This window comes from Ruminococcus sp. (assembly GCF_024684275.1).
This window is the reverse complement of the sequence record NZ_JAIKXF010000038.1, coordinates 26,301-52,270: the sequence shown is the minus strand read 5'-3', so window position 1 is coordinate 52,270 and position 25,970 is coordinate 26,301. Positions and strand designations below refer to the sequence as shown.

Annotated in this window: 23 protein-coding genes; 10 read left to right on the top strand and 13 right to left on the bottom strand. The window is 48.0% G+C overall.

The features are described 5' to 3' along the window. Together K5677_RS04270 and K5677_RS04265 are read left to right on the top strand one after the other, a co-directional pair. The coding region (locus tag K5677_RS04270) for an amidohydrolase family protein (protein WP_296725067.1) at nucleotides 1-583 on the top strand (583 nt) is incomplete at its 5' end. A gap of 51 nt (nucleotides 584-634) precedes the next feature. Then, the gene (locus K5677_RS04265; RefSeq protein ID WP_296725065.1) at nucleotides 635-1,048 is read left to right on the top strand and encodes a peptide deformylase; all 414 of its coding nucleotides are present in this window, start codon (nucleotides 635-637) and stop codon (nucleotides 1,046-1,048) included. A 43-nt stretch (nucleotides 1,049-1,091) separates the two neighbouring features. Here K5677_RS04265 and K5677_RS04260 read toward each other — a convergent pair whose 3' ends face one another. Beyond that, entirely contained in the window at nucleotides 1,092-3,941 is a 2,850-nt protein-coding gene (locus K5677_RS04260; protein ID WP_296725063.1) for an insulinase family protein, read from the bottom strand. Nucleotides 3,942-4,232: 291 nt separating this feature from the next. On the opposite strand from K5677_RS04260, the gene K5677_RS04255 reads away from it, so the two are divergent. The 4 genes from K5677_RS04255 to K5677_RS04240 all read left to right on the top strand — a co-directional run bounded on the left by K5677_RS04255 (nucleotide 4,233) and on the right by K5677_RS04240 (nucleotide 9,054). Further along, a complete protein-coding gene (locus tag K5677_RS04255) occupies nucleotides 4,233-5,375 on the top strand; it encodes a leucine-rich repeat domain-containing protein (RefSeq protein WP_296725060.1) in 1,143 nt (380 codons plus the stop codon). 254 nt (nucleotides 5,376-5,629) lie between these two features. Then, nucleotides 5,630-6,439: a hypothetical protein gene (locus tag K5677_RS04250; RefSeq protein WP_296725058.1), complete on the top strand. Its 810-nt coding sequence runs from the start codon at nucleotides 5,630-5,632 to the stop codon at nucleotides 6,437-6,439. 13 nt (nucleotides 6,440-6,452) lie between these two features. Further along, a complete protein-coding gene (locus K5677_RS04245; protein ID WP_296725056.1) occupies nucleotides 6,453-7,469 on the top strand; it encodes a hypothetical protein in 1,017 nt (338 codons plus the stop codon). Nucleotides 7,470-7,485: 16 nt separating this feature from the next. Further along, entirely contained in the window at nucleotides 7,486-9,054 is a 1,569-nt protein-coding gene (locus tag K5677_RS04240; RefSeq protein WP_296725055.1) for a tetratricopeptide repeat protein, read from the top strand. A gap of 40 nt (nucleotides 9,055-9,094) precedes the next feature. Here the strand turns inward: K5677_RS04240 and K5677_RS04235 are convergent, their stop codons facing one another. Continuing rightward, nucleotides 9,095-10,999 (bottom strand): hypothetical protein, encoded by a 1,905-nt coding sequence (locus K5677_RS04235; protein WP_296725053.1) that lies wholly within the window; start codon nucleotides 10,997-10,999, stop codon nucleotides 9,095-9,097. Nucleotides 11,000-11,011: 12 nt separating this feature from the next. Beyond that, complete coding sequence (locus K5677_RS04230; RefSeq protein ID WP_296725051.1) at nucleotides 11,012-11,572, bottom strand: sigma-70 family RNA polymerase sigma factor; 561 nt, start codon at nucleotides 11,570-11,572, stop codon at nucleotides 11,012-11,014. Nucleotides 11,573-11,862: 290 nt separating this feature from the next. On the opposite strand from K5677_RS04230, the gene K5677_RS04225 reads away from it, so the two are divergent. Further along, nucleotides 11,863-12,720: a hypothetical protein gene (locus K5677_RS04225; protein ID WP_296725049.1), complete on the top strand. Its 858-nt coding sequence runs from the start codon at nucleotides 11,863-11,865 to the stop codon at nucleotides 12,718-12,720. A 38-nt stretch (nucleotides 12,721-12,758) separates the two neighbouring features. On the opposite strand, the gene K5677_RS04220 is transcribed toward K5677_RS04225, so the two are convergent. Continuing rightward, a complete protein-coding gene (locus K5677_RS04220) occupies nucleotides 12,759-13,493 on the bottom strand; it encodes a polysaccharide deacetylase family protein (RefSeq protein ID WP_296725048.1) in 735 nt (244 codons plus the stop codon). A gap of 130 nt (nucleotides 13,494-13,623) precedes the next feature. Between K5677_RS04220 and K5677_RS04215 the strand changes: the two genes are divergently transcribed. Next, nucleotides 13,624-13,899: a hypothetical protein gene (locus tag K5677_RS04215; protein WP_296725046.1), complete on the top strand. Its 276-nt coding sequence runs from the start codon at nucleotides 13,624-13,626 to the stop codon at nucleotides 13,897-13,899. Further along, on the top strand, nucleotides 13,886-14,461 hold the full coding sequence (locus K5677_RS04210; protein WP_296725044.1) for a hypothetical protein: 576 nt from the start codon (nucleotides 13,886-13,888) through the stop codon (nucleotides 14,459-14,461). Before K5677_RS04215 ends, K5677_RS04210 begins: the two co-directional genes overlap by 14 nt. 24 nt (nucleotides 14,462-14,485) lie before the next feature. On the opposite strand, the gene uvrB is transcribed toward K5677_RS04210, so the two are convergent. From uvrB to pyrR, 7 genes are all read right to left on the bottom strand, one after another. Next, complete coding sequence (gene uvrB, locus K5677_RS04205) at nucleotides 14,486-16,447, bottom strand: excinuclease ABC subunit UvrB (RefSeq protein ID WP_296725042.1); 1,962 nt, start codon at nucleotides 16,445-16,447, stop codon at nucleotides 14,486-14,488. 261 nt (nucleotides 16,448-16,708) lie between these two features. Then, on the bottom strand, nucleotides 16,709-19,900 hold the full coding sequence (carB, locus tag K5677_RS04200) for a carbamoyl-phosphate synthase large subunit (RefSeq protein ID WP_296725040.1): 3,192 nt from the start codon (nucleotides 19,898-19,900) through the stop codon (nucleotides 16,709-16,711). A gap of 118 nt (nucleotides 19,901-20,018) precedes the next feature. Next, nucleotides 20,019-21,119 (bottom strand): carbamoyl phosphate synthase small subunit, encoded by a 1,101-nt coding sequence (locus tag K5677_RS04195; RefSeq protein WP_296725037.1) that lies wholly within the window; start codon nucleotides 21,117-21,119, stop codon nucleotides 20,019-20,021. A gap of 114 nt (nucleotides 21,120-21,233) precedes the next feature. Further along, nucleotides 21,234-21,590, bottom strand: coding sequence for a four helix bundle protein (locus K5677_RS04190; protein WP_296725034.1), 357 nt, complete (start codon nucleotides 21,588-21,590; stop codon nucleotides 21,234-21,236). Between the two features lie 51 nt (nucleotides 21,591-21,641). After that, the gene (gene pyrF, locus K5677_RS04185; RefSeq protein WP_296725032.1) at nucleotides 21,642-22,568 is read right to left on the bottom strand and encodes an orotidine-5'-phosphate decarboxylase; all 927 of its coding nucleotides are present in this window, start codon (nucleotides 22,566-22,568) and stop codon (nucleotides 21,642-21,644) included. A 17-nt stretch (nucleotides 22,569-22,585) separates the two neighbouring features. Further along, complete coding sequence (locus K5677_RS04180; protein ID WP_296725029.1) at nucleotides 22,586-23,854, bottom strand: dihydroorotase; 1,269 nt, start codon at nucleotides 23,852-23,854, stop codon at nucleotides 22,586-22,588. A 19-nt stretch (nucleotides 23,855-23,873) separates the two neighbouring features. Next, nucleotides 23,874-24,395, bottom strand: coding sequence for a bifunctional pyr operon transcriptional regulator/uracil phosphoribosyltransferase PyrR (pyrR, locus tag K5677_RS04175; protein ID WP_296725070.1), 522 nt, complete (start codon nucleotides 24,393-24,395; stop codon nucleotides 23,874-23,876). Nucleotides 24,396-24,683: 288 nt separating this feature from the next. Between pyrR and K5677_RS04170 the strand changes: the two genes are divergently transcribed. Further along, on the top strand, nucleotides 24,684-25,031 hold the full coding sequence (locus tag K5677_RS04170) for a hypothetical protein (protein WP_296725026.1): 348 nt from the start codon (nucleotides 24,684-24,686) through the stop codon (nucleotides 25,029-25,031). Between the two features lie 51 nt (nucleotides 25,032-25,082). On the opposite strand, the gene K5677_RS04165 is transcribed toward K5677_RS04170, so the two are convergent. Both K5677_RS04165 and trmB read right to left on the bottom strand, forming a co-directional pair. Beyond that, on the bottom strand, nucleotides 25,083-25,289 hold the full coding sequence (locus K5677_RS04165; RefSeq protein WP_296725024.1) for a hypothetical protein: 207 nt from the start codon (nucleotides 25,287-25,289) through the stop codon (nucleotides 25,083-25,085). Further along, nucleotides 25,289-25,954 (bottom strand): tRNA (guanosine(46)-N7)-methyltransferase TrmB, encoded by a 666-nt coding sequence (gene trmB / locus K5677_RS04160; protein WP_296725021.1) that lies wholly within the window; start codon nucleotides 25,952-25,954, stop codon nucleotides 25,289-25,291. The genes K5677_RS04165 and trmB overlap by 1 nt, the downstream gene beginning before the upstream one ends. Between the last annotated feature and the right edge of the window lie 16 nt (nucleotides 25,955-25,970).

Genomic DNA, 25,970 nt, shown 5'->3' with positions numbered 1-25,970 from the left:
TACATTTATCGCAAAAAAATGCGACCAGCACGAATGCTTTTACGGCTTCGGCACCACTCATGCGGATTCTGAAAATATTGAAGCCGACATTGAGCAGATAAAAAGATTCGGGCTTCACGGAGTAAAGCTCCACCCCGATTTTCAGAAGTTCAACGCTGACTCTCCCGAGGCATTCAAGATCTATGAGCAGATAGAGGGACAGCTCCCACTGCTTATCCACTGCGGCGACGCAAGATACGATTATTCGGCTCCTCACCGTATCAAGAGGATACACGATAACTTCCCGAAGCTCCAGCTCATGGCGGCACATCTGGGCGGCTATCAGCAGTGGAGCGAAGCCGAGGAGATACTGCCGGGACTTGAAAACGTCAGATTCGATTTCAGCAGCTCTCTTGCATTCCTTTCTCCTGAAAGAGCCGTACATATCATTAGAAAATACGGTGTCGAAAACTGCTTTTTCGGCTCGGATTTCCCTATGTGGAGCCACGAGGACGAGTTTATGCGTTTCCTGAAGCTTGGCTTTACCGAGGAAGAAAATCAGAAGCTGCTGGCAGGCAATTTCAAGGAATTTCTTGGACTTTAATAAAAATAACGGGACATAACTGTCCCGTTTTTCGTTTGAAAGGAAAAAATAATGGTAAAAGACATTGTTAAGGACGAAGCCGTCCTCAGTATTAAATCAGAACCAGCCACAAAAGCCGATATGCAGGTGGCTCGTGACCTTCTTGACACCCTGAAAGCAAACGAGGAGCACTGTGTGGGTATGGCTGCCAACATGATAGGCGTTCACAAGACCATTCTTGCAGCTCTTATCGGCGACGAGTACGTCGTTATGATAAACCCGAAAATAGTAGACAAGTCTAAAGAGACCTATGATACCGAGGAGGGCTGTCTGTCGCTCAGCGGTGTCCGTCCCGTTACCCGTCACCGCATAATCACCGTGGAGTATATGGACAGAAAGTTCAAGCGCCGCCGTGATATATTCCGCGATTTTGATGCGGAGATAATCCAGCATGAGATAGACCATTTCAGCGGTATCATCATATGACAAGCAAAGCCCGAAGGCGACCAATGCCTTCGGGCTATTTCACTTATGCAAGGCTGTCCTTTTTTAGTCCAAGTCCTTCCATTGCTGCTTCTGTACCCATTACGCACAGATTTCCGAAGCTTTTCAGTGTTTCTGCTGCCTTGCTCAGCTGCTCTGCCGTAACACTGAGCATACGCTTTTTCTCGTCTCTGCGCTCTGCGTCGGTGATACCTCTGAACCACAATCCGTCAGCCTTTGCGCTCCTGTTGCCGTCGGACATCAGGGGCTCTTCTTTTGCGACAGTGCTGATGATATACTGTGTAATATCCGGAGCTCCGCCGCAGTAATCAGTGATGAAGTCAGCTGCTTTCCTGTATATGCCGATAGTTGCCGCAGGTGACGGATCACGGTATGAGAAGAATGCCTGCTCACCGCAAGGGGCAATAACTGCTCCCGTACCGTAGGCTCCGCCCTTTACTCTCACCTCGTTCCAGAGGTATTCAAGGGACAATGCGCGGTAAAGCACCTTTCTCACCGCTGTATCTGCGTCGGTATCAGGAAACGCCATTGCGGAGTATGAAACGCCTGCGGGTATTATAACGCCCTGTTTTTCCGGAATATCCAGCTTGAAGCTCATATCGTCCTGCTCAGCCGCAGTTCCCGTGGGAAGAGCTTCAAGAAGCGGCAATATATCCGCAGTTCCTGTAACACTTGCTGTCAGTCTTGCAGTGCAGATCATTCTGCCGCTGAGAGCCTTTATTTCGTTCACAAGCTTTTCGGGAGACTTTATGGCTTCATGAAGCCTCTTGTAGCCCTCATAGCCCGATACCAGCTCATTCACTGCGGACTCCGCAGAAAGAACTGCGCGGACACGTCCCATGGAGTAGGTATGACCGTTGGCGATAATGCTCTGCTTGTAGTTCTCGTCGGTCTGCTTGAGAAGCTCGGTAACTGCCGATATATCGCTGAAATCAGTCTCGGTGAGTATCTCCGCGATAAGGGCAAGTGCCTCTTCGGTGTTCTTTTCGAGGAAACGCGCCTTTACTGCGAAATAGGGGCTGCACTTATCTGAAGCTCCGCACTTTGAGAATACATCGACACCGTAGCTGATACTGCCGAGAAGTCCTGTTATCCTGCGCTGTAAGACAGCAGCAGTACTCTTTTCTGTAGGCAGCTCTCCGAAAAGCTCAGCCGCAGCCGCAGCTGCCGAGAGCTGTGTCTCGGTGCAGTCAGCAAGCGAGAAATAGAGGCTGAGAGCTGCAATGCCCTTATCCTGGGCGGTATGCTTTAAGACGGTCACGCCCTTTGTCCTTGTTTCCTCGGTGTCGAATCGCAGCGGCTCGGGACTTACCTCGGAAAGCGCAAGGTGCGGCATTGCGGCAAGCTGCTCTGGGGTATCCACGGACTGCTGCCATTCGTCAAGCTGTCTGTTCTGCTCGACAATAACGGAGCGTTCCTCGCAGGAGAGCCCGTCAACCACAGCTGCAAGCCGCTTTGCCTCGGCAGCCTTCTGCTCCTCGCCGTAGGTTCGTAAGGGCAGCAGATAGAGCTCCGCCCTGCCGCTGTCATCAAGGAGCCATTCTTTCAGAAGCTCCTCAAAATATCCGCTGTCTGTCTTGCTGCGGAGCGAATCATAGACCTCCCCGAGCTCCAGATAATGAAGCGGATCGCCGCCGTAGAGCCATGCTGAAAGTGCGGAGATATTGCGTGTAAGACCTCTCGGCTCACCGCCTGCGCGGAATCTGAATTCCAGACGGTTCAGCGCAGCTGTCAGCAGCTGACGGTCTATGCCTCTGCTGAAAAGCTCTGTAACTGCCTCACGTACTTTTTCTTTCAGCTTTCCGCAGCTTTCCTCGTTTGTATTATTTATGCAGAGACAACCGAAGGGCTGTAAGATACCGTCGCTTACCTCAAGTGATACGTCAAGACAGAGCCCCGTATCAAGGAGAGCACGTTTCAGCGGAGCATCATTGCTGCCTGTAAGAGCCTCCGCAAGCACCGAAGCCGCAGTTATCTTCTCACGTTCCTGCCAGCTGCCCAGCACCTTTCCGATAACAAGGTAGGTGTGATCTGTCTCTTCCTCGTCAGGAGTTATCTCGTAAAAGCACTTCTTAACTGTAGGCGCAATGGCTTTCTGCTGAGAGATCTCGCTGTCCACCCTGTGCTTGTCGTAGCGGCTGAGGTACTCGCTGTCCATAAGCTTCAGCACAGCGTCGATGTCCACAGGACCGTCCAGATATATGTAGGCGTTTGATGGGTGATAGTAGGTGCGGTGGCCCTCTATAAACTGCTCATTTGTGAGATCTGGTATAGCCTCGGGAAGTCCGCCCGACTCAAAGCGATAACAGGTATCAGGAAAGAGAGCCCCCATTATCTCAGTCTCAATTCGGCTGTATACCGAGGAAAGAGCACCCTTCATCTCGTTGAATACCACACCCTTGTAAACAGGCTCGTCGGACTCACTGCGCATTTCGATGTGCCAGCCCTCCTGCCTGAAAATGTTGGGATTATAGTAGATAGCAGGATCAAATACAGCATCAAGATACACCCTTGTAAGGTTCATGAAATCCGCATCGTTTCGGCTTGAAACAGGAAATACCGTCTTGTCTGGATAGGTCATTGCATTGAGGAAGGTGTTCATTGTCCCCTTCATCAGCTCCAGAAATGGCTCCTTTACGGGATATTTCTTCGATCCGCCGAGAACAGAGTGCTCAAGTATATGGAATATTCCCGTATCGTCACTTGGCGGAGTTCTGAAAGCTATGGAGAAAAGCTTGTTTTCACCGTCGTTTTTCAGCCATATCAGCTGTGCTCCTGTTTTTTCATGGCGCATTTCTATGAGTTCCGAGCCGCTGCATGGGGCAGGAGCTATCCTTGTAACGGCAAAGCCGTGTATCCTATCGTTTACCTTCATGGTGTATCCCTCTTTCATTATATAATAATTAGTGTCAGCTCAACAGCTAAAAATCAATATGGTGCTGAACTTCAAGATTTAATTGTCACATCAATAATTATATCATCTCATCAACCTTTATGCAAGTATAGTTTACAAAGCGCAACAAAACGTTAATTGTTTGGTTGGCATTTCCAACAAATAATTGCACTCCGTTATGTATAATCTGTGAGTTTTGCGCTGTATTTATTGACTTTCACTGCCTTAAATGATACAATGATAATATAAAATGACGAAACAGGGGGTATGGATGTGGCAATTGTAAATGCTATCTGCACGAGCTGCGAAAAGACCGTAGAGGTCGATAATCAGAAGGACGCTTGGGTATGTCCTCACTGCAGCACGCCTTTTGTAGTAATAAAGGCTATAAACAGGTATAAAGCACAGCATAAGGACGTAGCGAAAAAGGTCAAGGCTGTCAAAAAGCACAGCGCCGATTTTGAAGTAAAGGACGGAGTCCTCATTGCCTACAAGGGCAGCTCCGCAGAAGTGGCTGCACCTGCTGAGGTGCGTAAAATAGGAGAAAACGCCTTTGAAAACAATACAGCTCTCAAGAGAGTGATACTTCACGACAAGGTGGAGATCATCGGCGGATATGCGTTCCGCGGCTGTACTGCACTTGAAGATATAAAGTTTCCCGACGGCCTCAAGGATATAGAGGGCTGGGCATTCCGCGGCTGTACAAGCCTTAAAAACGTAGTGATACCGCCTCATATGCAGCGTATCGCTGACTGTGTTTTCGCTGACTGTACAAGCCTTGTATCTATCGAGTTTCCCGAGTGTATAGGCGAGATAGGCGCATTTGCCTTCTCAGGCTGTAAAAACCTTGAAGCGGCAGAGATACCCAAACACGTTTCAATTATAGGAAAATATGCATTTTCAGGCTGCGAAAAGCTTGAAAAGGTAATTATTCCCGAGGGAGTTTCAATTATTGAGGAATGTACCTTTGCAAACTGTACGGCTCTTTCAGCTGTGAGCTTGTCAAGGGGCTTAAAGAGCATATGTGCCTCGGCTTTCCAGAACTGCATATCTCTGCATAATATCGAGATACCCACAGGCGTTCTCAGCGTAGACGGATTCCGCGGCTGCACAGGGCTCAGAGCCTTTACAGTACCGTCAGGAGCTTCAGCGATCGGCGATTTCAGCGGCTGTACAAATCTTGAGCAGATCAGTCTTCCTGCCTCTGTAAAGAAGATAAGCGGCGGCTTTACCGACTGCCCGAAGCTTCTGAACATATCGTGGAGCAACCTTGCCGAGAATGCAGTTAATTTTCCTGCTTACTACGAGACCGTAGTTGCGAGCCGCAAGACCGCAGGAAAATGTCTGTATTGCGGCGGAGATTTCAAGCTTATCTCAAAGACCTGCAAGGTCTGCGGAAAGAAAAAGGACTATTGATAAAAGGCGGACTTTATGTCCGCCTTTCTTAGTTATTAGCAGAACTAAGAGCTAAGCAGAAGCGAACACTGTTTGCCCGAAACGATCATGAATGGTAGTACACGGGCGCACAATGTGCGCCCCTACAAAACTAAAAGCTAATGGCTCGGGCAGATAGTATCCTCTCCTGCTGCTCACTATTCACATCTCTCCCCTATTGACGTTTTTGCGATTTAGAGCTATAATAGTCATATATAAATTCTAAGGAGATAAATATGAATTTAACACGCATTACAGCGGCAGCAGCTGCTGTCATACTGTCTGCCTCCGCTTTCAGCTGCTCAGGCAAGACCGGTTCCTCAGTATCATCGTCCCCAGAGACCGAATCATCATCAGAGACTGTTGCCACTTCCGAAACAGCATCATCGGCAGACAGCTCATCAACTACAACGACTGTAACAACTGCCTCTGGAAAGGCTGACGAAACTGTAACAACAACAATTACTACTACAACTGCTGCCGCAGAAAAAACCACTGAAAAACCCGCAGAGCCCACAAAGGCTGAGCCTAAAAAAGGCTTCGGCAGCAGCTTTGAGGCTGCAAAAGCTTACTATAACGCATACCTCACCAACAATGCCGACGCAGTTTATGATATGTTCTGTCAGGACGAGATCGAGGCGTATCATGCCTATATCGGCACTACCGATCTCCTTGACGGCAAGAATCCTCAGGTGGTTTTCAAGCGCTCTGCTGTCGTTGATGCCATAAAGCAGTCAATGGACAATATCCGCAGGATAATGTCAGAAAAGTCAGACGTGCCGCCCGAAAAGTGGACTACCTCACTTGCTGAGGACAGCCTCAGACCTAACGGTGAGAATGAGCTGAAGGACTTCAACAAAACTCTCAGCACGGAATTTACGGCAGGCTCAGACTGCGGACTCATATACTACAAAGACGGCAATGAGGAACACGATTTCGTGGGAAACGGCTGCGCATTCGTTGAGCTTGACGGACGCTGGTATCTTTCCTACAGCTCAGTTATGAGATCAGAGCTGATCACATATATGGATAAGCTCTTTCAGTAAAAAGGGATAAGCTATGTCAGTAAAAACCATAATATCCATATTTCTTACAGCATTTCTTGCTGCAATGTATGTCAAGGATATATTGCTGCTCATTACAGACTTTATTTTCGCACCCTTGTTCAGATTAAGGGTAAAAATGGTGTCATTTTTCGGGCTTTCATTCATTTTGGAGGAAGAGGGAAAGTGGAAAGCTTCATTTACTAAGAAAATACCGCTGATACAGCACAATGTGCTTCGTGACACACGAAAGCCGTTTGAGAGCTTCAGCGAAAAGGGCTCGGTATTTCTTAATATTATTGAGGGTATTTCCCTCGTATCAGCGTCCACAGCGGTATGTTTCGCATTCAGAGAACTCTTTTTCAAAAGCGGAAAGACTGTCGCTGAATACTTTGCAGTGGGATTTGCCTGCGGAATGCTGTTTTTCTGCGTGAAATATGTTCTGATAACACTTTATGTTCAGCTTATCATCATGAAAAAATTAGGCGGCTATGTTGAGCATCTCATAAACAGACTTCGACAAGGCGAGACCTTTTCTGCCCTTGACCTAAAGCCTGTCAGTGAGCTTGGCTTCAAGAATCCCTCCCCTGTCGAGGAGGAGCAGTACTACATGGTATATATGGGCTATCTCGCAGAAACAGGCAATACCGAGGCTATGCGTCAGCCCTCACATATGATGCTGGAAAGGCTCCGTGAACGGGATTTTATTTTACAGGACGGCTTGAAATACTACTGGCTCATATACTATTTCTCTGACATTGAGCCTGACAAGGCAAATGCCGACCTGCTGCTGCGGAAGATAGAAAATGTTATTTACAGTGACAATTTACCCAACGCAAAGCGTGTGCTTGCCTATTACGCCTTTGACCATGAGCACGACCTTGAACACGCCGAGGAGCTGGTTTCAGAGGGCTTTGCCGCTCTTGAAGCAGGCACCTTCACCAACGCCGAAAGGATACTTGAGCGCTCGCTGCTCACACAGCTGAACACCCGTATCATCAAGGCAAAATTCAACACCGATACCAGACTTTAATGGAGGAATATCTTTAATGGACGGCAAACTTTTCGCTGAGACCACTGATGCGGTCAGACAGGTCACAGAGCGCTTCGGCGTAAATATCCTAACCGACCACAAGCGCTTCTGCTCGGCTTTCTCTGACTTTGCCCCTAAGCTCAGCAAGGAGAACAAGGCGTTCTTCGTAGCTCTCAGCGAGAACATAGGCGATATATTCATAAACGAGAACGCCGCCGTTATAAGCGGCAGCAAGAGCTCAGAGGAGGTCATACAGCGCGCTATGACCGACATCTGCGAATATCTCAACGAGGAAAAGGCAGAGCTGATCGCGCGCAGCATAGCTGCGGCTTTAGGCTGGCAGGCAGGTGAGCTGCTGAATGACAGCTCAGATGCTCAGAGCACCAGCTTCGTAAGCGGCTCTACACTCATCGAGGACCTCTTCCGACGTGCTCAGAGCGGAGACAACGACGCCTGCTTCAACCTCGGCGAATGCTTCTTCTACGGCCGCGGAGTCAATCAGGACTACGCAAAGGCTATACACTGGTATATCCAGTCCTCTGACCGCGGCGACTGCAGCTCTCAGAAAAAATTAGCGGACTGCTACTATCTCGGACAGGGTACTGACAGGAATCTTGCCAAAGCCGCATACCGCTATGAGCAGGCTGCCGAACAGGGAGACTATGATTCACAGAAAGCCCTTATCCGCTGCTATACCATAGGCGGAAACGGTCTTGCTGCCGACCGCAGGCGCGCGGAATACTACTCAAAGCGCTACGGTATCCCCATAGAGGAAGGCACCTCAAACGGGCTTATGAAAAGAGCTCAGAACGGCGATCCTGAGGCGCAGTTCACACTTGGAAATATGTATCTCCGCGGAACAGGCATTGAGCAGGACTACGAAAAGGCTATATATTGGCTGAAAATGGCAGCACAGCGCGGTCACGCCGCTGCTGCGTACAACGTCGCCTGCTGCTATCAGTCGGGTATGGGAGTTCCCGAGGATAAAATAACTGCCGCAAATATGTTCCGAGAGGCAGCTGAAAACGGCGACCTTGACGCCATGAACAATCTCGGGGGCTGCTATATGTACGGCAGCGGCACTGAAAAGGACCAGTTCAAGGCGGCTGAATGCTACAGGAAGGCTGCTGAAGGCGGTCTGCCGAGAGCGCAGTACAACTACGGCGAATGCTTTTTCAACGGCTGGGGAGTGTCAAAGGACGCGGCAGAAGCTGTGAAGTGGTACAAGGAGTCCGCCGATCAGGGCGACGCCAACGGTCAGTACTCCTATGGCTGGTGTCTGTGCAACGGCGTGGGAACCACAAAGGATCCTGTTGAGGCAAAGGATATGTTCGAGCTTGCCGCAGCTCAGCGTAATATTGCGGCACAGAAGGCGCTGGGATACTGCTATACAAACGGCTGGGGCACAGCTAAGAATTTCGCTGTAGCCGCCGATTATTTTGGCAGAGCCGCTTCAAGCGGCGACAAGGAGGCGGCAGAGGTTCAGGTCGCCTGCTACAAATACGGCGGCGAGTACCTTGCGGCGAACGAGGCAAAAGCCCGCTACTACGCCGACCAGTACGGTCTGGACTATGATAATATATGAAAAAGGCTTCCCTTTCGGGAAGCCTTTCGCTTTATGCTCATTAATAACAGCTTTGTGTTAATTCGTATCCGTTATCATCAAGATACTTATATACCTCATCTGAGGTCATTGGAGCATCTGCTTCATCGTTGAATTTGTAATTTGTCGCCTTGAAGCTCTCCAGCAGATAGCCCTCTCCAAAGTAATCATGGTCGGTACGTATCTCATAAGCAAGCCATAAACCTGTTTCGGTGTCGATGTCTGCTGTGATATATCTTGGCTCATATTTTCCTTCACGGAGCTGTTCGTAACTGAAGCTTACGCTTGCTATACGTCTGCCGTTTTCATATCTTTTGCCTGTTACTGTCCACGGAGTTTCATTTATTATATTCTCTATTCCATCTTTACTTACTTTACTGATCTCAAAGTCTACGAAGTTCAGACAGCCGCTCAATACAGGTCTGTCAGGCTTGGACTTGTACCGCTTGTAGTGTGTATCAACGCTTTCGATATTGCAATACTTTCCTTCATCATGCTGATTTTGTACCGCAATATCATTCTGGTTTACATAAACATAGATATTGTTAAGGAATATCTTGTAAGTTCTGTCCCACGGCTCTCTTTCGTCCGAATACATCTCCTCATACATTTCTCCGTTCATAACGGTATTATCAATCTTTACTGTTCCGTTTGTTTCCCAGTCGCCAAGATTCTGACCGTAAATTGCATGGAAAGTATGAATATCCGCCGAGAACTTATCATAGTAATGTGTGGCGTTAAGGCTTCTCTCGCGGAGGAACTCTCCTGTGAGCTCATCGGGAACAGGGTGAGCCTCGGTGGTTACGATTTCTTTTACAGGCTCGTATACAACTGTTGTTGTGGCAGGCGATACGCCGTCGAGGACTTCCAGATCATACGCAGAATGAGCGTACTTCTCATAACCGCCGTCAATGACAAACTGCTTGAACTCAGCAGGAGACATTGGTGCTTCTGCTTCGTCATCGAATTTGTAATTTGTATACTTTATCTCAAATGTGACTTCACCCCTGACATTGGTAGTGATCTCAGAAAGAATAACTCCTGTCTCTGCGTCAATATCAGCAGTAAAGAATTCACTTGGACCATTGGTCACAAGGTCGTGACCGTCCTCACCTTCAACAGTAACTATCCTTCTGCCGTTTTTTGTCTTATCATCTTTTATTTCCCATTTGCTCGTATCTTTGAGCTTAGACCACAGAGAACTGTAAATAATGGGAAGCTTATCAAGATTAATATAATTGGTGTCCGCACCAAAGCCTACATCATACCTTTTATTCTTTATATCCCCCTCATAGGTCTCATTTGTGGATATTTTATATCCGTTGAAAGAGTACTCATAGACGAGGTTATTGATATTCTGCTCGTGGTCTGCGTTATCAAAGATCTTCTCACTTCTGTTCCAGCCTATATTAGAATCGTTGTCTATTTTACAGGAGCCCTTTATGGTATATGGCTCTGACTTATTAGAGGTATCATACTCATTGCTTCTTACTTCATAATCGCATGAGAACTTACGGTAATGCCTATCATCGCCTATAATATGCTGTATTGCATTCTTGGTTATTTCATATGGTACTTCTTCCCTTGTGGTATTCTCAACTTCAGTGGTATCGGTGGTGCTTTCAACATTGCTGTTATGGTTGTTGTTGAGCCTGTCGTTCTTCATAAGCTTAAAGCCGCCGAGGACTCCGCCTGTGACAAGAACTGCCGCAGCCGCTATGGAAGCAATGCGCGTCATGCTTATTTTTATGTCGTAATGCTCAACACCGCTTACAGTATCGCTAAAGTCGTCGTCAGCACTGCCTCCGGCTCTTTCAACAGCCTTTGCGAATATCTCGTTCTTTTTTGCTTCCTCAGCCATGAGCTTCTCAACAGAAGCCTTGTCCGCAGTCTGCAATGTATCTATTATCTTCTTTTTGCTGTTCATATTTATCCTCCTTTACAGGGTGATGCCGTTATCTTCAAGGAGCTTCTTCAAACGCTTCATAGCCCGTCCGCAGCGGACTCTCACGCTTGCCGCGTTCATTCCCAGCATTTCTGCTATCTCCTTTGAGTTCCTGCCGTAGTAATACTTCTGAATGATAATGACCGAATCAGGCGAGCCTAAGTCAGATATACAACCGAGAAGCTGCTCTGAGAGCTCTGCCCTTTCATTCTCAGTCTCCACATCGGTATCCTCGGCTATCTCAGCCATATTCTCATCATCAATGGACACATTCAGTCCTGTTTTTGAGGCAATCTTCCTGCGCATACTTATAGCAGCATTGCGCGCCGCAGCTCCGACATATGAGCTAAGGGAACCTATCTCCATGCCCTTCAGCTTCATCATCAGCGAAGCAAACACATCTATGGTACATTCGTCAAAGTCGTCGGGGCTTCCGAAGCCTCTGAGTATCCTCTGTACAATAGTGTAAACATATCTGTAGTATTTATCGAAAAGTGCTTTCTGTCCCTGCGGCGGAGCTTCTCGCATAAGCGTCAGTATCTCGTTATCGGTCATATGCATTCTCCTTTGCTGTTTTTTAGATCGGATCCGTCTTCACTTATAGTAACGCAGCCCTGATAGGAAGTGTAACACTATTTTAGCATTTTTTTATTTTTTTTGCAAACAGCGGCTTCTTTTACAGAAATACCATGTAATTTGAGATGCACACATCGACAGAATGGTTTTATCAGCTTCACAGCTGATGCATAAGCACTAAAATCTTGCAAAAGCATATAATATAAATGAGGGAGGGAGACTTCCCTCCCTTAGTACGGCGGAGCTTCCGCCATATGGAGGATAATTATATGGCAGCATTTTTCAATCAGGCTACACTGTCCTATAACGGCACAGTTACAAGCTCTAATATAACCGCAGGCGAGATAATCGACGTTCTTTCCGCTTCAAAGAGCGCGGTTTCCGACACCTACACCGCAGACAGCGAGGTCGTTTATATCATCAGCCTTGTAAATACAGGCTCTTCCTGTTTCAGAGACCTTACCATCACCGATAATCTCGGCGAATACAGCTTCGGAGAAAGCGGCACAGCCGTACCGCTGACCTACAATGAGGGCTCCCTGACCTATTATGTAAACGGAGTGCAGCAGGCAGCACCCACTGTGACCTCAGTCTCGCCCCTTACCGTTACGGGTATCAACGTGCCCGCAGGCGGCAATGCTATGCTGGTATATTCAGCTGAGACAAACAGCTTCGCACCTCTCGGCGAAAATGCTGAGATAGTGAATACAGCTACAGTCAGCGGCGACGGTATCAGCGATATCACAGCTTCTGAGACTATCACCTATGCCGAGGGAGTTGACCTTGCTATCAGCAAGTCCCTCAGCCCTGCGGCTGTAGAGGAAAACGGCGAGGTGACCTACACCTTTGTTATCCAGAATTTCGGCGCAGTTCCTGTTGAGGCTTCTGCTGATGTTGTTTTCAGCGACACCTTTGATCCTGCGCTCAGCGAGCTTACTGCTGAGTTCAACGGCGAAGCATGGGCTTCTGGCACAAACTATGCCTACGATCCTGATACGGGAGTATTCACAAGCCTTGACGGTCAGATAACCGTTCCTGCTGCACAGTTTATTCAGAACGAGGATACAGGTGAGTGGACGGCACAGGCAGGCGTAAGCACTATAATCATCAGAGGCAGACTTGCCTGAGAACAAAAACAACGGGGACGCAGTACGTCCCCGTTTTCTTATACCGTGAATCCCTTTGCACGAAAGTCGTCAATAAGCTGTCCCAGTATCTCTGCATTTGTTGCCGAGACTGAGTGGAGCAGCAGTATCTCTCCGCCGTGTGCCGCATCGCCAAGCTTTTTAAGCCCCTCAGCAGGCGCAGGCTGTGAATTCGTATCCCAGTCCACATAGGCGCTGCTCCAGAATAAGGTCTTGTAGCCGCAGTTTTTTACGGTTTCAAGAGCCCTTTCCGAGTACTCTCCGCATGGACAGCGGAAGTACTGCATATCATAGCCGTAATTGTCCCTGACATAGCCGTGAAGCGACATTATCTCTTTCTTTGCGTCCTCATCGGAGAGCGTCGGCAGACTTGCGTGAGTCATGCCGTGATTTCCGAGGATATGCCCCTCATCTATCATACGCTTTACCAGATCGTGCTCCGTCTGTGCATAAGGACCTGTCAGAAAGAATATCGCCTGAACGTCCTTTTCTTTAAGTGTATCCAGTATCTTAGCGGTATAGCCGTTTTCATAGCCCTGATCAAAGGTGATGATTATTCTTTTATCGTCCTCCGACAGGGCGAAGGCATCAAGGTCGCCGAATCGGCTGTTGAACTGCACTGCGTCTACAGGTCGGTTGTTTTCGTCAACATTCGTACCCTGACCGTAGCCTATCTTGGTATTGTCGGCAGCGTAAACTGCCGTACATGGCATGACAGCCGCAGTCATCAGCGCAGCGGAAGCGTTTATTTTCATAAGCATTTACCTCTGATTTTTAATGCGGAATAGCTCCGCAAAAGTATTATAAGCACAATGGTGCAAAAAAAACATGGGATTTTCTGCATTTTTCGATTTTTTTCGCATATTGTTTTACTGAGGTGATGTTATGGAAAACGAAGATATACTCGAAGAGACCGAGGAGGACAGCACAGAGGCGCTCATTGAGTCTTACAACAGGAAACGAAAAAACCGAGCCGATGATATAATTGCCACACAGGCGGTCATATGTATACTTTTAGGTGCTCTTTTCATCGCCGGAAATATACTTTATCCCGATATTACGGGAGCTGTGTTTGCGAAGCTCCGCGGACTTGTGACCGAGGATAAAAACATCATATCCAATCCCATTGACCATATCCTGAGCTATATTGATAAGCTTTAAGCCGTGCGAAACTGAGTTTCGCGTTCATTTTTCGTTTTTTGTATTCAATGCGCTTATATTTCTGCTCCGTGACGGCAGACTTGTTATGACATTCTATACAGTCTGCGCAGTCCATGAGGCAGGTCACATTTTTGCTCTTATGCTTGTGGGCGGACGTATCGCCTCTGTAGAGCTCAGCGGCTTCGGTATACGCATGAACAGACAAAAAAGCCGCATTATATCCGCAAAAAGCAGTGTTTTCGTGCTTCTTGCAGGACCTGCGGCTAATATTATAATGTATATTCTTATGAAGCTGACAGGCTGCGGCGGAGACTTCCCCATGCTGAATCTTATGGCTGCGGCATATAATATGCTTCCCTACCGAAGCCTTGACGGCGGAGCCGTAATAGCGGAATTCACCGCAGGCACAGCTGTTGAAAATGCAGCGGAGCTTGCATTGAGAGCTGTCAAGCTGAGCTTTATTGCGGCTTCGGCGGCGCTGACAATAAGCTCAGGCACAGCGGCACTGCCGCTTCTGACAGCAGCAGCAGCACTATATATATCAGATAAAAAAGCTGTTTAGCTCTAAGCCTGCTCCGCAAAAATATTATTTCTCCTGCAATTCCTTTATCTTATCACGGAGATAAGCTGCGTGTTCAAATTCAAGCAGCTTCGCTGCGTTCTTCATTTCTACAGTAAGCTTGTCTATCATGCGCTGTTTTTCCGCCGCAGACATTTTCTTCTTTTTGGTTTTTTCCTCCACCTTGTTCTTTGAGGTTATCTCCAGAACATCGCGGACTTCCTTGATTATAGTCTTAGGAACTATACCGTGCTCCTTATTGAACGCCATTTGCAGCGAGCGGCGGCGCTCGGTCTCGGTGATAGCCCGCTCCATAGAGCCTGTTACCGAATCTGCGTACATTATTACCTGTCCGCCTGCATTTCTCGCAGCACGTCCGATAGTCTGTATAAGCGAGGTCTCACTTCTCAGGAAGCCCTCCTTGTCAGCATCAAGTATGGCAATAAGGCTTACCTCCGGGATATCAAGTCCCTCACGAAGCAGATTGATACCAACAAGCACATCGAACACTCCCTCACGGAGGTCCTTGATTATCTCCATACGCTCAATGGTGTCGATGTCATGGTGGAGATAGCGTACCTTTACGCCTAACTTTTCGTAATAAGCAGTCAAATCCTCAGCCATTTTCTTGGTGAGTGTAGTCACGAGCACTCGCTCATGCCGCTCAACACGCTCGTTTATCTCGGAGAGCAGGTCATCGACCTGTCCGTGAGTAGGCTTAACGATTATCTCAGGATCAACAAGTCCCGTAGGACGGATGACCTGCTCCACTATGGTATCAGTCTTTTCACGCTCTATCTGTCCCGGAGTAGCGCTGACGTATATAGCCTGATGTATATGTGCGTTGAACTCGTCGAAATTCAGCGGACGGTTGTCCATAGCGCTTGGCAGGCGGAATCCGAAGTCTACAAGTGTAGTCTTTCTTGCACGGTCACCTGCGTACATTGCCCTTACCTGCGGCAGAGTAACATGGCTCTCGTCCACGATGAGGAGGAAGTCCTCAGGGAAATGGTCAAGAAGTGTCAGCGGAGTGCTGCCTGCCGGTCTGCCTGCAAGTACACGGGAGTAATTCTCGACACCGCTGCAATAGCCCACCTCGCGGAGCATTTCCATGTCGTAGTGAGTTCTCTGCTCAATACGCTGTGCTTCTATGAGCTTGTTATTCTGCTTAAAATAATCGATACGCTCTGCAAGCTCGCGGTCTATCTCTTTAAGTGCAGATTCGAGCTTATCATCGCCTACAACATAGTGAGAGGCAGGGAAAATAGCCGCGTGTGAAACTACAGCCTTTATCTCGCCTGTAACAACGTTTATTTCCGATATGCGGTCTATCTCGTCGCCGAAGTACTCCACTCGCACAGCCGTATCCGTAGACATTGCAGGGAAAATCTCCACAACGTCGCCGCGTACACGGAAGCGGTTACGCTCAAAGGCAATATCATTGCGCTCATAGCGTATCTTCACAAGCTCCTCGATAAGCTGATCTCTCGGCTTTTCAGCACCCTGACGTATGGAAACGCACATAGAACGGTACTCCTCAGGGCTTCCGAGTGAGTAGATACAGGACACACTGGCAACGATGATAACGTCCCTGCGCTCTGCAAGCGCTGTAGTTGCGGAATGGCGGAGCTTATCTATCTCGTCGTTTATGGAGGAGTCCTTTTCGATGTAGCTGTCGGTGCTTGGAACGTATGCCTCGGGCTGATAATAGTCATAGTAGGACACGAAGTACTCAACGGCATTTTCGGGGAAGAATTCACGGAACTCCGAACAGAGCTGTGCCGCAAGTATCTTATTGTGTGCAAGTACGAGGGTAGGCTTGTTCACACGGGCGATGACATTCGCCATAGTGAAGGTCTTTCCCGAACCTGTAACACCGAGAAGTATCTGCTCCTTTTTTCCCGACTGCAAGCCGTTTACGAGTTTGTCTATAGCCTGCGGCTGATCGCCCGCAGGAGCGTAGTTTGAACATAGCTTGAAGTGATCCATAGTTCCCCCTTTTGAAGTTGAGAGTGTAGGCGCACAGTGTGCGCCCGTGTATTATACTGAAACGAAATGTAGGGGGCGATGCCTACATCGCCCCGTAAGTGTATTATGTTATTTTGTGTATTGACGGCGTCCCGTCGCCCCTACAAAAGCGTGTATGTCACGGGCGCACACTGTGCGCCCCTACAGGCTAACGGCTAACAGCTTCGGGCGGATAATATCCGCCCCTGCTGTGGGCTGTCGAGGACGCCAGCCCCTACAGGTTTATATCTTCGTAATATCAACTAATTCAACATCGTTGATAGTTCTGCCCGATTCGAGAACCTTTACCAGCGATTTCGCTGTATCTACAGCTGTCAGACTGCATATAGAGCGCTCTATGGACTTTCTTCTCATCTTAACGCTGTCACGCTCAGGGAGTCTGCCCTTTGCAGATGTAGAGATAACATAGTGTATCTTGCCGCTGTCAAGGAGTGTTTCCACATTTGGCTCGCCGTCGGAGATCTTGCGTACAAGGTTTGCCGCTATCATATTTCTGTGGAGAACGCTCTGTGTGCCCGATGTTGCGTAAAGCTCAAAGCCCATCTGCTCGAACTTATCCGCAATAGGGAGTATCTCCCTCTTATCGCTGTCACGGACAGAGATAAGCACACCGCCCTCACGCTTCAGGTCAAAGCCTGCGGCGATAAGTCCCTTGAGGAGAGCGTCCTCAAGATTTCTGCCAATACCGAGGCACTCGCCTGTGGACTTCATCTCAGGTCCCAGCATAGTATCAACGTCTGTAAGCTTCTCAAATGAGAATACCGGAACTTTAACTGCAACGTAGTCGCCTGCGGGATAAAGTCCGCTCTCGTAGCCCATATCCTTTAATTTAGCGCCGAACATTATCTTTGTGGCAATATCAACCATAGGAATACCTGTTACCTTGCTGATGTAAGGAACAGTTCTTGAAGAACGGGGATTAACCTCAATAACGAATACCTCATGGTTGTAAACGACATACTGTATATTCACAAGTCCTATAACGTTGAGTTCCTTTGCCAGAAGCCTTGTATACTCAACGATTATGCGCTTGATACGGTCTGAAAGGTGCTGTGCAGGGTAGATAGATATAGAGTCGCCCGAATGAACGCCTGCGCGCTCGATATGCTCCATGATACCGGGGATAAGGAAGTCCTCGCCGTCACAGATAGCATCGACCTCCACCTCAGTACCCATCATGTACTTGTCGATAAGTACGGGGTTCTCTATATTATGGCTCATGATGATGCCCATGTACTCCTTTACGTCAGCGTCGGAGTGAGCGATTATCATGTTCTGACCGCCGAGTACATAGGACGGACGAAGAAGCACAGGATAGCCCAGGTCATTAGCCGCTTTAAGAGCCTCCTCAGTGTTCATTACCGTATGTCCGGCAGGTCTCGGTATACCGCACTTTTCAAGGACTTCATCGAAACGCTCTCTGTCCTCTGCGGCGTCTATCATATCAGCAGAAGTACCGAGGATACGCACTCCCATATCCGAGAGGTAGCGTGTGAGCTTGATAGCTGTCTGTCCGCCGAACTGTACAACAACGCCATAGGGCTGCTCGGTCTCGATTATTGACTGAACGTCCTCCTTTGTGAGGGGGTCAAAGTACAATCTGTCACCTGTATCGAAGTCGGTAGATACTGTCTCAGGGTTGTTATTGCAGATAACAGCCTCATAGCCAAGCTCTTTAAGCGTCCATACGCAGTGTACCGAGCAGTAGTCGAACTCGATACCCTGTCCGATACGGATAGGACCGGAACCGAAAACTATGACCTTTTTCTTACCCTTGTCTGTACGCTCGATGAACTGCTTTGCCTCGTTCTCCTCATCGAAAGTTGAGTAGAAATAAGGAGTTTCCGCCTTGAACTCGCCTGCGCAGGTATCGACCATTTTGTATACCGCACTCTTGTGCTTGGGGCACTTCTGTCCCGAAATACGCTCGATAGTGCTGTCAAGATAGCCGTACTGCTTAGCAATGTCGTACTTTTCCTCGGTGAGCTCTCCCTCAGCAAGCCATTTTTCAAGCTCAACAAGGTTCAGGAGCTTATAGAGGAACCAGTTGTCTATCATTGTTATCTCGTGTATCTCCTCGGGAGTTATACCGCGCTTTAACGCCTCAAATACGCAGAATGAGCGCTCGTCATCGATAACATGGAGCTTCTCGCGTATCTCCTCAGTTGAGAGCTTTGCAAGCTTTTTAAGGTTCATGGTATCCATACCCAGCTCGATAGAGCGGACAGCCTTCATCATAGCCTGCTCGAAGCTTGTACCGATAGCCATTACCTCGCCTGTAGCCTTCATCTGAGTACCGAGGGTACGCTTTGCGTATACGAATTTATCAAATGCCCACTTAGGGAACTTGATTACAACATAATCAAGTGCAGGCTCAAAGCAGGCATAGGTCTTGCCTGTTACCTGATTGATTATCTCATCAAGAGTATAGCCGATAGCTATCTTAGCCGCAGTCTTTGCGATAGGATAGCCTGTAGCCTTTGAAGCCAGCGCAGAAGAACGTGAAACTCTTGGATTTACCTCGATAACAGCGTACTTGAAGCTTGTGGGGTGAAGTGCGAACTGACAGTTACAGCCGCCCTCGACTTTAAGCTCCTTGATGATATTTATAGCTGCTGTACGGAGCATCTGGTACTCTCTGTCGCTTAGAGTTACCGCAGGTGCGATAACGATACTGTCGCCTGTGTGAACGCCTACGGGGTCGAAGTTCTCCATAGAGCAGACAGTGATAACATTGCCCTTTGCGTCACGTATTACCTCGAACTCTATTTCCTTCCAGCCGCTGATGCACTTCTCGACAAGTATCTGTGTGATAGGTGAAAGACGAAGTCCGTTTGTTGCGATGTCGCGGAGCTCCTCCTCATTCTGTGCGATACCGCCGCCTGTACCGCCGAGTGTGAAGGCAGGGCGGACGATAACGGGATAGTGTATCACCTGTGCGAAGTCAACAGCGTCCTCGACGGTCTCAACGACCTTTGAGGGGATACAGGGCTCGCCTATCTTCTCCATAGTGTCCTTGAAAGCCTGTCTGTCCTCAGCCTTGTGGATAGTCTCTGGGTCTGCGCCGAGAAGCTTTACGTTGTGACTGTCAAGGAAGCCTTCCTCTGCCAGCTGCATAGACAGGGTAAGACCTGTCTGACCGCCGAGAGTTGACAGCAGACTGTCGGGCTTTTCTATTTCAATGATACGCTTGATAACGTCAAGTGTAAGAGGCTCGATGTAGACCTTGTCTGCCATTGCCTTATCGGTCATAATGGTTGCAGGGTTTGAGTTTACAAGAACTACCTCAAGTCCCTCCTGTTTGAGTGCGCGGCAGGCCTGAGTGCCTGCGTAGTCAAATTCGGCAGCCTGTCCGATAACGATAGGACCTGAGCCGATAACGAGTACCTTTTTTATATCACTTCTGAGTGGCATTTCACTTTACCTCCGATTATTTAATTCATAATTCGTAATTCATAATACATAATTGCGGTGTCCGCTCAGCGGACGATCTTAATATCATATCAGCGAAGCTGATACATATAATTATGGATCATGCATTCTGCATTGTTTTTACGAAGTCGTCAAACAAGTAAGCTGTGTCCAGCGGACCGCCGTGTGCTTCGGGGTGAAACTGAACTGTTCTTGCGTTGACTGAGGTATAGTGTATGCCCTCGCAGGTCTTGTCATTAGCGTTTATATGTGAGACTTTTCCAATGGAAGGATCAATGCTGTCGCCTACTACTGCGTAGCCGTGATTCTGGCTGGTAACATAGGTAAGACCGCTTTCAAGGTCGATAACAGGCTGATTTGCACCTCTGTGACCGTATTTCAGCTTTTCGGTCTTTCCGCCGTTGGCAAGCGCCATGAGCTGATGGCCAAGGCATATACCGAATATCGGTATGCCAAGCTTCTGTATCTCCTTGATATTTTCGATTATTTCAACATTTTCGGCAGGGTCTCCGGGGCCGTTTGAGAACATGATACCGTCGGGAGCAAGCTCTTTTATCTCTGCTGCTGTGGTGTACGCAGGTACAACCACTACCTCACAGCCGCGCTTTAAAAGCTCCTGTCTGATATTGCGCTTGTAGCCGAAATCGAACAGCGCCACGCGGAGCTTCTTTTCCTCTGGCTCGTATGTAAGAGTCTCGGTATTTGTAACAGCCTTTACAGCGTCCTTAACTGTGAACGCGCGGACCTTTTCGAGAAGCTCGTCCTTCTTTGCGTAAACGTCCTCGGTAGTGATAACGCCGTTCATAACGCCCACCTCACGGATAGTACGTGTAAGGCGGCGTGTGTCGATGTTGTTGATGCCGACGATGTTATGCTCCTTCAGGAAGTCATTGATATTGCCCTCACAGCGGAAGTTTGAGGGTGCATTGCACCACTCCCTGACGATATATCCCGAAACGTAGGACTTGGCGGACTCGTTGTCCTGAGAGTTCACACCGTAGTTTCCGATAAGTGGAAAGGTCTGTGTGACTATCTGTCCGTAGTAGCTGGGGTCTGTAAGAGTTTCCTGATAGCCTGTAACTCCCGTGGTGAATACTACTTCACCGATTACCGTGCCTTTTGCGCCAAAGCTTCTGCCCTCGAACACCTGTCCGTCGGCAAGCATGAGGTAAGCTTTTTCGCCCATGTTGAATAATGACATTGTAAATTCCTCCCTTTAGATTTTAGAGGTCGTATTATTGATGTTTATTATCTTTTCCATACGCCATTGTATAAAAAAGATCTAAGAACTAAGATCTAAGAGCTAAGACCTTAGTTATTGGAGATTTAATTTTTTTATGAAGCCATTAAGAATTTTACCGACTTCATTTATCAGAGCAAATACTTCTTTACATTGCTCCTCTGAAAGATAATTCAATTCAATACATATAAGTAATTGTGTTTCAAGCTCATATCTTGAACCACGAGCGATAGAAAGAAAATGTGCAAATTCTTTTGATGAGTTTCTCCCTGCACCTTCAGCTATATTTGAAGGTATTGATACAACAGAACGCCGCATCTGATCCGACAATGAATAATTCTCATATTTAGGCATGAAACGCAAAAGTCTGTATGTCTCTTTAACAAGCAGCATTGACTTCTGCCAAACTATCAGCTTCTTGTAGTTTTCCATTTTTGCACCTCTCTTAGTTCTTAGCTCTTAGTTCTTAGCTCTAAGCACTAATCACTTCAAGTTAATGTACTGGCAGATATCATCTCTCATGCGGATAACTTCACGGCGAGCAGCTTTTGCGAATTCGTGCTCGTCGCAGCCTTCCTTCTTGTATGCACACATAACTGCGCGTGAGGAGTTTACGATAGCTCCGAGACCGTTCTCATCAAAGCCGCCCTTTAAGCCTTCTGCTCCGCCGCCCTGTGCGCCGTATCCGGGAACAAGGAACATGGTGTGGGGAAGTCTCTTTCTCAGCTCTGTGAGCATTTCGGGGTATGTAGCACCAACTACTGCGCCTACTGCGGAGTAGCCGAACTTTCCGCGTGTATCCTCTCCCCACTTCTCGCACATATCGCCCATGCACTCATATACAGTTCTGCCGTCAGCCATTTTCATGTCCTGAAGCTCACCTGATGAGGGGTTAGAGGTCTTGACAAGAACGTAGATACCCTTGTCACGCTCGCGGCATACCTTGAGAAGCGGCTCAATACCGTCTGTGCCCAGATAGCCGTTTACAGTAAGAGCGTCAGCGCCGAATGGCTCTATATCGCTGCCGCCGATAGTAACAGTACCAAGGTGAGCGTTTGTGTAAGCCTCCATAGTAGCACCGATGTCGTTGCGCTTGCCGTCAGTCATAACGAACATACCGTTGAGCTTTGCATAGCGGATAGTCTTTTCAAGAGTTCTTATGCCGTAATGGCCGTACATCTCATAGTAAGCAGCCTGAGGCTTGATAGCAGGAACTATATCATGTATCTCGTCGATGATAGCCTGATTGAAGTCGAATATCGCCTTTGCGGCAGCCTTTAATGTCCAGCCGTCGCTGTCAAGATAACGGCGCTGAATGAACTCGGGAACGTACTCCAGCTTAGGATCGAGACCTACCACCGTAGGATTTTTAAGTTCGATTATTCTTTCGATAAGTCTGTCAAATGACATTTCATTTCCTCCTGTAATTATGATTCTTTGTATCTTATCTCGCCCTTAGATATGGTAACGAGAGGCTTTCCTGTAAGCTCCATGCCCTTGAATACGGTATTATGTGACTTGGAATGGAGCTTCTCAGGCTCAACTGTCCATTTTTTATTTATGTCAGCTATTACCAGATCGGCAGTGCTGCCAACCTTTATGCTCGGAACATCAAGTCCCAGTATCTTACGGGGATTGACGCACATCAGCTCCACTACCTTATGCAGGTCTATCTCACCTGTATGGTAGAGGGCTGTCAGAGTTGCCGCCAGCGATGTTTCCAGTCCCACAACACCGTTGGGAGCCTTCTCGAAGTCTGCCTTTTCCTCAGCTGCATGAGGAGCATGGTCTGTGATTATGCAGTCGATAGTGCCGTCCTTTATGGCTTCGATGATAGCCCTGACGTCCTCGGGAGTTCTCAGCGGCGGATTCATTCGGTAGTCAGCGTCCCGCTTTTCCAGAAGCTTATCCGTCAGCATGAAGTAGTGAGGTGCTGTCTCGCAGGTCACCTTAACTCCTCTTGACTTTGCAAAGCGTATCATAGCCGCGCTGCCCTCTGTGGAAACATGGCATATATGTATCCTTGCGTTCACTGAAGAAGCAAGTATCATCTCTCTTGCGGTGATATAGTCCTCTGAAGCTCTGTCCATACCCTTGACGCCAAGCTTTGCAGATGTCTCGCCCTTGTTCATGATACCGCCGTTTATAATGCTCAGGTCCTCGCAGTGTGAAGCCACCAGCAGCCCGTTCTCGTTGGAAAGCTCCAGCGCCTTTCGCATATTCTCTGCATTCTCAACAGGACGTCCGTCATCTGAGATGCATATGCAGCCTGCGGCTTTCAGAGCTTCGTAGTCACACAGACCGTTTCCGCTCATTCCGCCTGTAATGCAGCCCACGGGATAAACATCGACTCCCGTGCCCTCTGCCTTTTCTATGATATATCGTATAGTCTCGGGATCATCGCATGGAGGCTTGGTGTTGGGCATTGCAAGAACGCCTGTAACTCCGCCTGCAAGAGCCGCACCGCAGCCTGTGAGCACGTCCTCCTTATGGGTGAAGCCCGGATCGCGGAGATGTACGTGCATATCGAACAGTGACGGCATGAGCACAAGCCCTGTTCCGTCTATGGTCTCCTCGGCGGAGCAAGTTATCCCATCGCTGATCTGCGCGATGATACCGTCCATTATGAGTACGTCTGTTGTAATGTCCACAGCAGTATCAACTGCGCGGATATTCTTTATCAGGATAGATGACATATTGACCTCGCTTTCATTATTAATATATTGCAACTCCGTCGCTGCCGTCTATCTCCATAGCAGAGACCTTTACCACCTCGCTGTGAGAGGTGGGGAGATTTTTACCGACATAATCGGGGCGTATGGGGAGCTCTCTGTGGCCGCGGTCAACAAGCACCGCAAGCTGTATCGAGCGTGGTCTGCCGCGCTTTATTAGAGCGTCTATAGCAGCACGTGAGCTTCTTCCCGTGAAGATAACGTCATCAACGATGACCACATTCTTATCCGTTATATCGAAGGGAATATCAGTCTTTTCAGCAACGCCGCCGTGCTTGCTGTCATCACGGTATGGCGTTATATCCAGCGCACCGAAGGGCACCTGATTCTTTTCAAGCTCTGAGAGCTTGTCGGCGATACGCTTTCCGAGGGGGACTCCCCTTGAAAAGATACCCACTACACAGAGTTCCTCCGTGCCCTTGTTCCTCTCGATTATCTCGTAGGAGATACGGGCGATAGCACGGGCAATAGCCTTATCGTCCATTATTATGCGCTTCTGCTCCATAGGCAGCACTCCATTCAACAAAAAATGCCCCCCGCCGCGGCAGGGAGCATACTTATAGTTATAGCTATGGTTATAGTTATAGTTTCAGTATTTTTGAACGCGCCTTGCCGACCTCACGGGATCGAATTAAAGGGTAGTTATCAATCAACGTTAATATTATATCACATTGATAAACTCTTGTCCAGTGATTTCATCATTATTATTATCAATTGACAAAATAAATCTTTTCTGATATAATATTAAAGTATATTACACAAAAACTTCCATTTTATAAAAAGGAGGTATCCGATGCAAAACTGTTTTTTATGGTTTATGATATTTATGATTTTATTTGTGATACCTGCTCAGAGAGCAACAAGACATCTTCAGGCAAGGATCGCACGAAAGAACCGCATAAAAAGAAAAAAAGGAGTTTTCACCATGAATGAGCTTATCAAAAACTATATCGGCAAAGAAGTAATAATCTACACCCATTCCTCATCAGGCGTAACAGGTACTGTTACCAGGATCGAGGACAACTGGATCGAGGTAGAGGACAAATACGGCAACAAAGAGGCAGTCAACTCAGACTATATCAGCCGTATCAAAGAGTATCCCCGCAACAAAAAGGGAAAGAAAAAGATGGTCGTAGCGTAAAGTATCAGTCCCCCGAAGCTGTTTCGGGGGACTTTTTGTATCCATACAGGCTTATTTTTTCTTTTTCATCTTATGTCTCAGCAGAACAAGCCCCGTAAGAGCAGCTGCCTTTGCAGCGGTCTTTGCAACAGTCACGGGATCGATTTTTGTGCGGATATTCTGAGGAACGTCCTCTGTAACGGACAGGTCGCCCTTTCCTGCGGTCTTCATAGAACCGCCCTCAACATGGATAATGCCGAAATCCTTCTGAAATTCCATTATTTTTCCTCCCTTACAGGCTCTGCGATGAGAAATTTTATCTTTTTTCCCTCGTCCGAGAACATTTTCTCATGCTCAGTCACAAAATTCTCATATGGACTTTCCCCGTGCAGGTCATAGGTCTTGTACTTTATCCTGAAGCCTGCCTCCTCGAAATACTCAAATGACTCTTCAAAAAGCTCGTCATCATCGGTCTTGAACCACAGCTCGCCGCGGAGGAATTTCTTATAGTTCACAAGCTGACGGGTATGAGTAAGGCGGCGCTTCTTGTGCTTAGCCTTTGGCCACGGATTGCAGAAATTGATGTATATACGGTCTGCACGGTCATTTTCGTCCCATGCAAGCTCAAGACGCTCGATATTCTGTATAGCTATGCGGACATTATCGGGAGAGATCCCCTTCTCCTCATAAGCTGCCTCAAGCTTGCGCTTTGCAAGGACAAGCATTTCATTTTTGATGTCCATAGCTATAAAATTAGCCTCAGGGTGTGCAGGAGCTGCCTGTGATATAAAGCCGCCCTTTCCGCAGCCCAGCTCCACATACAGGGGCTTTTCAGGCTCAGAAAAGAGCTCCGTCCAGTGTCCTTTCTGCTGCGCAGGCTCGGGTATATAAAATGGACAAGCCTCAAGCTCGGGCTTTGCCCAGGGTTTATGTCTGATCCTCATAGTTTACCTCCGAAAT

Coding starts and splice junctions, on each gene's coding strand:
- K5677_RS04195 (WP_296725037.1), bottom strand. CDS start 21,119: ATGTCATTATTCAACATGGGCGAAAAAGCTTACCTCATGCTTGCCGAC.
- trmB (WP_296725021.1), bottom strand. CDS start 25,954: ATGAGGATCAGACATAAACCCTGGGCAAAGCCCGAGCTTGAGGCTTGT.
- K5677_RS04250 (WP_296725058.1), top strand. CDS start 5,630: ATGAATTTAACACGCATTACAGCGGCAGCAGCTGCTGTCATACTGTCT.
- K5677_RS04220 (WP_296725048.1), bottom strand. CDS start 13,493: ATGAAAATAAACGCTTCCGCTGCGCTGATGACTGCGGCTGTCATGCCA.
- K5677_RS04190 (WP_296725034.1), bottom strand. CDS start 21,590: ATGGAAAACTACAAGAAGCTGATAGTTTGGCAGAAGTCAATGCTGCTT.
- pyrR (WP_296725070.1), bottom strand. CDS start 24,395: ATGGAGCAGAAGCGCATAATAATGGACGATAAGGCTATTGCCCGTGCT.
- K5677_RS04215 (WP_296725046.1), top strand. CDS start 13,624: ATGGAAAACGAAGATATACTCGAAGAGACCGAGGAGGACAGCACAGAG.
- K5677_RS04225 (WP_296725049.1), top strand. CDS start 11,863: ATGGCAGCATTTTTCAATCAGGCTACACTGTCCTATAACGGCACAGTT.
- K5677_RS04245 (WP_296725056.1), top strand. CDS start 6,453: ATGTCAGTAAAAACCATAATATCCATATTTCTTACAGCATTTCTTGCT.
- uvrB (WP_296725042.1), bottom strand. CDS start 16,447: ATGGATCACTTCAAGCTATGTTCAAACTACGCTCCTGCGGGCGATCAG.
- K5677_RS04170 (WP_296725026.1), top strand. CDS start 24,684: ATGCAAAACTGTTTTTTATGGTTTATGATATTTATGATTTTATTTGTG.
- carB (WP_296725040.1), bottom strand. CDS start 19,900: ATGCCACTCAGAAGTGATATAAAAAAGGTACTCGTTATCGGCTCAGGT.
- K5677_RS04165 (WP_296725024.1), bottom strand. CDS start 25,289: ATGGAATTTCAGAAGGATTTCGGCATTATCCATGTTGAGGGCGGTTCT.
- K5677_RS04180 (WP_296725029.1), bottom strand. CDS start 23,854: ATGTCATCTATCCTGATAAAGAATATCCGCGCAGTTGATACTGCTGTG.
- pyrF (WP_296725032.1), bottom strand. CDS start 22,568: ATGTCATTTGACAGACTTATCGAAAGAATAATCGAACTTAAAAATCCT.
- K5677_RS04240 (WP_296725055.1), top strand. CDS start 7,486: ATGGACGGCAAACTTTTCGCTGAGACCACTGATGCGGTCAGACAGGTC.
- K5677_RS04230 (WP_296725051.1), bottom strand. CDS start 11,572: ATGACCGATAACGAGATACTGACGCTTATGCGAGAAGCTCCGCCGCAG.
- K5677_RS04260 (WP_296725063.1), bottom strand. CDS start 3,941: ATGAAGGTAAACGATAGGATACACGGCTTTGCCGTTACAAGGATAGCT.
- K5677_RS04265 (WP_296725065.1), top strand. CDS start 635: ATGGTAAAAGACATTGTTAAGGACGAAGCCGTCCTCAGTATTAAATCA.
- K5677_RS04235 (WP_296725053.1), bottom strand. CDS start 10,999: ATGAACAGCAAAAAGAAGATAATAGATACATTGCAGACTGCGGACAAG.